Genomic DNA, 8,093 nt, shown 5'->3' with positions numbered 1-8,093 from the left:
GCGTGAAGGCGATCTGATGACGGTTGACGAAGCGCAGGCACTGGTGGATCGCGGGGTAACGCGAGCGCGGGCAAAGCGCGGCGAGTTGGCTTCCAATATCTACGAGATCACCCGCTCTCTGCGGGTACCGGTGCGCTCCGTATTGAACTGTGAGTTGCGTCAGGGGGTTTGTGCCCACTGCTATGGGCGCGACCTGGCCACCGGCCGGCTCGTTGAGATCGGGGTGGCCGTGGGAATTATCGCGGCGCAGTCCATCGGGGAGCCGGGCACGCAGCTCACCATGCGTACCTTCCACACAGGTGGCGTTGCCGGTAAGTACCTAACAGGCGTGGCCAACGTTAAGCAGCGTCGTCAGTCTACCCTGCGCGAACTTCACGACGATATCCAAAAGGGCATCGTTAACCTCGAGGAGACGGGTGGCTCCGAGCGCGAACGGCGAGCCTCTATCCAAGCGATGCTGAAGGTGTTGGAAGACCAGGTGCGCGGGCTTCTGCGCGTCAGCGAGCTTTTCGAGGCACGTAGTCCCAAAGGGCGCGCCATCGTTACCGAGTACGCTGGCGAAGTGGTCGCCATCCGCAGCGAAGGGGCGCGTAAGGTCTACATCCGCTCCGAGGTGGAACTGCACGAAGATTTGCCACATTACGGCCTAGGTACAGACCCCATCGCCGGTGAGGATATTCTCGATCCTGACACGGGCGATCCGATCGCCAAAATGTGGGAGCTGCTGTCCGATAAGCAGCTACGCAAGATATGGGATGCAGGCTTGAAGAAAATTAAAGTGCTGCACTCCTACCTGGTGCCCTACCGCGGCGATTTGGCTGTGGAGGAGGGACAACATGTGGAGCGCGGCGATCGCCTCACCGATGGCCCGCTAGACCCACACAAGGTGCTGGAACTGCAAGGCCCGCGTGGCGTGCAAGACTATCTTGTGCGCGAAATACAAGCCGTCTACAAGGCACAAGGGGTAGATATCAACGACAAGCACATCGAGGTGATCGTGCGGCAGATGCTGCGCAAACGCAAAGTGCGCCATCCGGGCGATACGCGATTCCTCATCGGACAGATCGTGGATAAGTTCGTGTTTCAGGATGAGAACGCCCGGGTGCGAAAGCTGGGCCTTAAGGAGGCTACGGCGGACTGGGTACTGCTGAGCATCACCGATGCCGCCCTGGCGACCGAGAGCTTCCTCTCCGCCGCTTCGTTCCAAAAGACCACGAAGGTGCTGACCGATGCCGCCGTACGCGGCAAGAAGGACGAGCTGGTGGGCTTGAAGGAGAACGTCATCATCGGGCGTCTCATTCCCGCCGGTACCGGCCTCGCGCACTACCGAAGCCTCGAGGTGGCCGCTGCAGACGGCAGCCCGATCGTTATCGAGCCGCCCAAGCGAGAGGCAGAGCGATTGGCGAAGGCCATTACCGAAGAGGGTGCCGAACTTCCTCAGGAGGAGCCGGAGCGCTATACCCAGGAGGAGGCCTCTGCCGTCTTGAAGACGATTGGCGTGGAAGACCTAGACGACATCTCCGAGGACATCGTGCCCGCCGAAGAGCTGCAGGAGAGCCAGGAAGAAGAAAACTAGCCTCTCATGTGAGGAGATCGGTAGAGGGACGGCCCACCAGGTCGTCCCTCTACTTTCCCCTCAGAACCGGTGGGAATGGAAAACTCAAGATTTCTCGCCTTCGGCTCGAAATGACAGTTGTTTACCTCGCTTTCGGATCGGTATGACGGTCGTATCATTGGTTCTTCAAGTCCCCACCCCCACTCCCCTCCTCCAATTTGGGAGAGGGGCACCTCGCGGTGGGCAACTCAAGGCCGACGCCCTTCCCCTCAGCGGCCAGAGAGGTTGTCTTAACCGCCTCTTTCTCAGGCCGCTGCATCGCCGTGCGCTAGCACCTCCCGAATCGGGGGAAAGGAGGGGATAGGGGGCGAACAAAGCCGGCTTGCTTTGCTAACTGCCTCTAGAACCGCGAGATTGGCAGCCCCTCCCCCTTCCCCTCAGAACGGTGGGAATGGAAATTCAAGATTTCTCGCCTGCGGCTCGAAATGACAGGCGTCTATCTCACGAGAAATGAAAGGCGTCTCTCTTGCCGGCTCTTCAAGCCCCCACCCCCACTCCCCTCCCCCTATCAGGGAGAGGGGAGACCAGCAAGTTTATCGGCAGTTTTCTATGATAATCTTCCCTTCGGAAACTCAACACAACCGCCCCCTTTCTCCCGAATCGGGGGAAAGGACGGGATAGGGGGCGAACATGAGAGGCTTGCTTTGCTAACTGCCTCTAGAACCGTGAGATTGACAGCCCCACCCCCATCTCTCAGAACCGGTGGGAATGGAAATTCAAGATTTCTCGCCTGCGGCTCGAAATGACAGGCGTCTATCTCACGAGAAATGAAAGGCGTCTCTCTTGCCGGCTCTTCAAGCCCCCACCCCCACTCCCCTCCCCCTATCAGGGAGAGGGGCACCTCGCGGTGAGCATCTCAGCGGCCAGTTTTATTCCCTTCATCGGCTATCTCTCTGGCCGCTGCGTTGCTGTCTGCTAAGATCGCTGCGTTTCTGTCCGCGAGGACGGAAAGGAGGGGATAGGGGGCGAGCAGGGTAGACTTGCTTATCAGCTTGCAAACTTGCTTATCGGCTTCCACTCCCCCTTCAGAAAAGCATGTCTAAGGCGCCAAAAAGTCTATTTTGCCGGTAAGAGAGGGATGATTCGCGATCTGAGTAGCCGTTTTCAGGCAGTGGGCAACGTCATAAAAGCGGTTGTCCATCGCAAGCTGCAGTGGAGTCTGCCCGTCGGCATTCAAAGTACCGGGGTTCAGGCCCTCATGAAGCAGCCATTTCACCATCGCCAAATGCCCCCGACGGGCCGCCAAGTGCAGCAGTGTCTGCCCTTGTAAGTTCGTGTCGGTTAGGTGGGCGCCGAAGTGCACCAGAAGCTTGGCGAGGGGAACATCGCCTAAGGAAACGGCAAGCATCAAGGGAGTATCGCCTTTAGAATCATGCGCCTCCACAGAGGCTCCTGCCTGAAGCAATACCTTGGCGGCTGCCACATTATCGCTCTCAATAGCAACCATCAAAGGCGTCTGGCCTGAGCCATTGCGTGCTTCGATGTCGGCGTGGGCTTTCAGCAACAGATGAACGATTTTGGGATCATCTATGGCGGCTGCGACATGGAGAGGCGTGTCGCCGTGATCGTTGGGGTTGTTTGGCGAAGCCCCCGCCGCTAAAAGCGTCTTTACAATAGCAAGCTGCCGGTGCATAACGGCGATGTGAAGAGGAGTTTGGCGTTTATAGTCCCCTATGTTGGGCGAGGCTTTAGCCCTCAACAGCAGCCGTACCACTGCAAGATTGCCCTTATCCGCAGCCCAGTAGAGAGGGGTTACCCCTTTTGCATCGGGCCGGTTGGGGTTGGCGTGGTAGCGCAACAAAAGGCGCACGAGGTGGGTATTGCCCCATTGGGCACCTATCTCAAGGGGCGTTTCCCCGTCAGCATCGGTTGCATTAGGGTCGGCATGATAGCGCGTTAAAAGAAGCGCCACAATGCGGTAGCGATTGGCAAGAGTGGCTTCTAGAAGGAGTGGGACACCGTCGGTAGTCGTTAGGTTTACGGCTTGAGGGTTTTGCGACAGCAACGTTTGCAGCGCGCGCGGATCGTCGGTCTCGATGGCCATCATAAGACGTTTCATCGTCGAAGCAAGGCGATACCGATGCCACATCCAAAGCCCTGCTCCAAAGATGATCCCAACGAGAGTAAGTCCAAATACAAGCCGCTTCATTTCCAAAAGCGTATTGTACCTCTATTTTTCGACGGGGTGGGGAGGATTAATTTGAATGAGAACCGGTAGGCCATCGCAGAGCGTTTTGGGTATACTCTAGCCGCAACACGGTGTTGGGAGGGAGCTTTTTGAAAGGCTTCCTCCAACGTGGAAACTCCTCTGAGACAGGCTTTCCCTGAACTTCTCATAACAACAACAGCGTCGTATCAACCAAAGAAACGTGTATGGAGGTAGAAAAAAGGAATGTGGAAAGACTTTAAGGATTTCATCTCGCGTGGGAATATCGTGGATTTGGCGGTTGCGTTTATCATCGGAGCGGCTTTTACACGGGTTGTGACAACCTTTGTGCAGGGGATCATCTCCCCCATCATTGGGCTGGTCACCGGCGGAATAGACTTTCGGAATATGGTTATTAACCTTAGCGGGCATGATATTCGGGGGCTGACACCGAAAGAGATCAGCGACAGAGGTTGGGCGGTGTTGCGCTACGGAGACCTCATCACCGATATCATCAACTTCCTCATCGTCGCTTTCGTGGTATTTCTTATCGCGCGGGCGCTAAGCAAGTACCTTAAGGCGCTGGCACCACAAACCGGCCCTACCAAAACGGAGGTCCTGCTAGAGGATATTCGTAACATCCTGCAGCAACAGGCCTCCAATAAGTAGAAAAACCGAATCTCGCTCTCGCTAACGTTTGGTCACTAGATAGAAGAATCTATCTCTAGATGTTTAAGTAGTTACAGCGGCTCTTTGTGCCTGGTACGGATTGAAAACCGATTAAAAAGGGTAAAATAAGGATGCTGTCACGCTAGATGACAGCATCCTTTTCTTTCAGTGGGGCAAATGAATTTATGAAAACTTACCTATTCACTCTCACTTTGTTTTGCCTTAACATAGCCCTTCTTGCAGGCAAAACGTGGGCTAAACAGAATCCTGATGTTACGGTGGAGGCTGTGAATCTCATCCGTTCAGGATGGATGGCAGGAGGCTACGGCAACTACCGAATTACCATCACAAACAATACAAACCACCCTATCACTCTTGTTAAATGGACTGCCCACTGGGAGATCAACGGTACCGCGCTCCCAGAGGAATGGGGAGGGGACATTCAGAAATCTCTCAATCCTCATGCCGTCTACAACCTCGATCAGGTCGGCTATCTCCCTCAAGATGTTGCCCAAAAAGCAGGAGCGCTCACTCCATTTGTGGCCGGTACGGTGGAGATAGAGGACGGTGGGAAGACCTACCAACGGCCTTATCTGTTCGCCGTCCCTGTGGCCAAACTGCCCGAACCGCTTGTGCTGGTTACGAGCCGCTATGTGGGCTGTCGGCTCATGAAGTCGCGCTATAAAGCGTTCCCATCGGTGCATCGCGCCTTAAGTTGGATGGACGACTGCTATAAAGCCATGCGCGACCTAACGGGCAATACGCCTTACCAAGGCCGCCGAATCATCTACACGGAGGCACCTCCCAACCCCTACTGGGCTTATGCCGGTGAAAGCATTACGCTTAATACCGACTATGTAGGCAGCACGATAGAGGATTTCAACAAGGGTATCATCTCCTTTGGTTGGGTTCATGAGATGGGGCACGACTTTGACGATGGCATTGGGCAGTGGTACATCTGGAACGGCCCTGCGGCGGAGTTTTGGGCGAACTTCAAGCTGACCTATGCGCTCACCCATATCCCCTCCAACATTCTGGTTCGATGGCACTATGCCGATGGCTATCCACTGCCGAATGGAGAGCATAACATTCCTATGACAGGTGAAGACCTCCTTCTCAAGTACTACTTTGTCAACGGAGAAGGCTATCTAAGCGATTCCGCGCGTAACTGGCAATCTATAGGTACCGACGATATGCACGCGCTCTTTCAGAGCATCCAGGTTGTCTATGGCTGGGATGTCTTCAAGGGCTTTTTCCGTGTATATCAGCGTTTGAAGGCGGAAGGCTTAAAGCCTCCATCAACAGCAGAGGACAAAATATCGCTGATCGTGGCGATCCTGAACCAAGAGGCGAAAGTAGACCTGGTACCCCTATTTCGTCGTTGGCGCTTTGATATAACCGATGAGAGCGTCAAGGCTATGGCCGACAAATACCACCTGGCCTCCATCAAGAAGTAGATCATGGCGTGTAAAGAGATAGATATACCCCTTCGTTCTTTTGGCACGTTGTGGAAGACTACTTCTTCATCCCCGGTTTCGGCTCGACGGTAAGAAAGATAGGCGCTGCATACCAAACCTTCATCACGAAGTTAACGCTGACGTTGGCCATCACAGCCAGGGGCCAATTGGAAATGGGTGGCGCGTTGGCATCGGCCTTAATGGTGATCACCCCTTTATTCTGATCGGCCGGAATGGTCACCGCGTCGCTCTCGATGTGCACTCCAGGCGGAAGCGGATCGGTGTAGATGGCACCGAGATGGTTAACGCGCAGGTCGAGGGTAACCGGCTGCTTGTAGTCGGGACGTCGTTGGATGGTGACCTCGATCTTGGCCGTGCCGCCCGGCTGCAGCGTGATGTTAGGGTTGGCAACGGTAACGGTAAGGTCGTTAGGATCGGTGACGGCGACCCCTGCGGTATCCACGGGGTAGAGGCCGCGCCCACCGCCAGGGATGTAGATTTCGGTTTGATCTTGGGCTTGTCTGGTCACCGTTTCCATCTGGCCGTTGGGGCCGACAGGAATTTGAGCGGTGCCCACCACCTTAAGGAGCGCCGCATCCTGCTTGGCCCCCGCATCGGCAGAGAGCAGAATAACACCTTGCCCGATTCCGGGAGGAATGGTGAGAGGAGAGGCGGTTACGCCGGCCGGCAGCCCTTGAACGGAGATGGTGACAGGGCCGTTGAAACCGTTCTTTCTGTCGAGCAGCACAAACCACGCCGTTCGGTTGCCAGGGGCGATCATCGCCCGATCGGGGTCGAGACGGAGGGCAAAATCGGGTCTGTTCGGAGCCATTGTGAGCGCATAGTAGCAGTTGGTACCGTATTGTCCCGTCCGGTCGCTCACCTGAATGGTGTAGTCCCCGTCGGCGGGGGCCGTCCAATCTATGTGCGAATCGGTGCCAAGGCCGGGCGCGTCGTCGTTCTCCGCGATCTTATTGCCTTTGGCATCAAACAGACGCAGCATCGTGTCCATGCGGGAATCGAGCCGTTCCGCCGTGGTCTCAAAGCTCCAGTTCTCTCCCTTTGTGGCATGGAAGGTGAACGACTGCAGCTGATTCGCGGAGGCGATCCAGGAGCAAACACAGCAAGGAACGGTTATCGGTTTGGCGCCCGCCAACGGTGAGTCCGAACTGTTTTGAAAGGCAGAGGCCTCTACCGTGGTGACCGGCAGGTGAGTGACAAGCAGCTTTACCGGGTTCGATTCTCCATTAGGGAAGGAGAGCGGGGTACTCCAGATACCATCCGGTAGGTTGGAAGGGATGGATAGGGTGACCGTTTTCGTATCGCCCAGGTTGTACCCCTCCACGTTCAGGGTAGCCGTTTGCCCGGCCGTTACCGCACAGGGCGTGACGGCGATCACATAGGGCGCTGTGGTGATGATGAGATGAAATACCCAGTGAGGGTTGCTATCGTAGTTCACATCGCGAACTTTGAGAAGATAGTCGCCGGATTTTTCAAAGCGATAGGCCAACAGCGAGTCGGGGCCGTAGTAGTCGTCGTTTTCGGCTATTTCTACACCATCTGGGGTGCATAGGGTGAGAATGGGATCGGCATGTTGCTGTAATCCGTGAATTTTGTTCTCAGCACGTGCACAAAGGATGGTAAAAACCACCTGTTGCCCGGCGTTGACATGAAAGCGATAGAACTGAAAAGCGGTGGGGCTGTTGATAACTCCGTCCACATCGCAGGGAATCTCGATGCGTTGGGCATGCTCGATGTCATAATTCGGCACCTGCTGCAGCACAATGGGGTGGCGGGCGACATAGAGCTGGCCTACCGTTGAGATGCCAAAATGCGGGGTGGCGATGCGAAACTCATGGAGACCGAGTGGGGCGTCGGGAGCGACGGTAACGCGCATCGTCACGCTTTTTACCTGAGGAATCTTATCTGGGTTTTTGGGGTCTATAGGCGGCCAGCCCTTCTCCGGCGGCACGATCTGGGCAGAAAGGTGCGGGTCATCGAACATAACCTTGTAGGCTCCGTAGAGGTTAGCCCCTTCCGCATCGGCGTTAACGGTGACATCCGATGTTTTTCCTCGCTCCACGGCCAGCGGAAAAGTGGAGAAGATCATGGGGAAAGAGGTCTGAGCACGTGCCTTCATAAAAGAGGATAAGAAAAGTAGGGCGATCAGACCGTAAAGAACGATTCGCTTCATAGCCGCATTCCT

The 8,093-nt window shown here is 55.7% G+C and carries 4 protein-coding genes and 1 pseudogene; 3 read left to right on the top strand and 2 right to left on the bottom strand.

Features of this window, described 5'->3' with window-relative positions; genetic code table 11:
* Positions 1–1,322: pseudogene (locus tag VKV18_RS13580) on the top strand (DNA-directed RNA polymerase subunit beta'); the annotation flags it as partial.
* Positions 1,323–2,654: 1,332 nt separating this feature from the next.
* On the opposite strand, the gene VKV18_RS13575 reads toward VKV18_RS13580, so the two are convergent.
* A complete protein-coding gene (locus VKV18_RS13575) occupies positions 2,655–3,764 on the bottom strand; it encodes an ankyrin repeat domain-containing protein (protein ID WP_324204728.1) in 1,110 nt (369 codons plus the stop codon).
* Positions 3,765–4,007: 243 nt separating this feature from the next.
* Here VKV18_RS13575 and mscL point away from each other — a divergent pair, with 243 nt between their 5' ends.
* Positions 4,008–4,430: a large conductance mechanosensitive channel protein MscL gene (mscL, locus tag VKV18_RS13570; protein ID WP_324204727.1), complete on the top strand. Its 423-nt coding sequence runs from the start codon at positions 4,008–4,010 to the stop codon at positions 4,428–4,430.
* Between the two features lie 185 nt (positions 4,431–4,615).
* A complete protein-coding gene (locus VKV18_RS13565) occupies positions 4,616–5,887 on the top strand; it encodes a hypothetical protein (RefSeq protein WP_324204726.1) in 1,272 nt (423 codons plus the stop codon).
* Positions 5,888–5,945: 58 nt separating this feature from the next.
* Here VKV18_RS13565 and VKV18_RS13560 read toward each other — a convergent pair whose 3' ends face one another.
* Entirely contained in the window at positions 5,946–8,081 is a 2,136-nt protein-coding gene (locus VKV18_RS13560; protein WP_324204725.1) for a PPC domain-containing protein, read from the bottom strand.
* Positions 8,082–8,093 lie beyond the last annotated feature (12 nt).

Source organism: Chthonomonas sp., assembly GCF_035294505.1.
Taxonomy (GTDB): domain Bacteria; phylum Armatimonadota; class Chthonomonadetes; order Chthonomonadales; family Chthonomonadaceae; genus Chthonomonas.
This window is presented reverse-complemented; position numbering and strand designations above follow the sequence as displayed.

Coding starts and splice junctions, on each gene's coding strand:
- VKV18_RS13575 (WP_324204728.1), bottom strand. CDS start 3,764: ATGAAGCGGCTTGTATTTGGACTTACTCTCGTTGGGATCATCTTTGGA.
- mscL (WP_324204727.1), top strand. CDS start 4,008: ATGTGGAAAGACTTTAAGGATTTCATCTCGCGTGGGAATATCGTGGAT.
- VKV18_RS13565 (WP_324204726.1), top strand. CDS start 4,616: ATGAAAACTTACCTATTCACTCTCACTTTGTTTTGCCTTAACATAGCC.
- VKV18_RS13560 (WP_324204725.1), bottom strand. CDS start 8,081: ATGAAGCGAATCGTTCTTTACGGTCTGATCGCCCTACTTTTCTTATCC.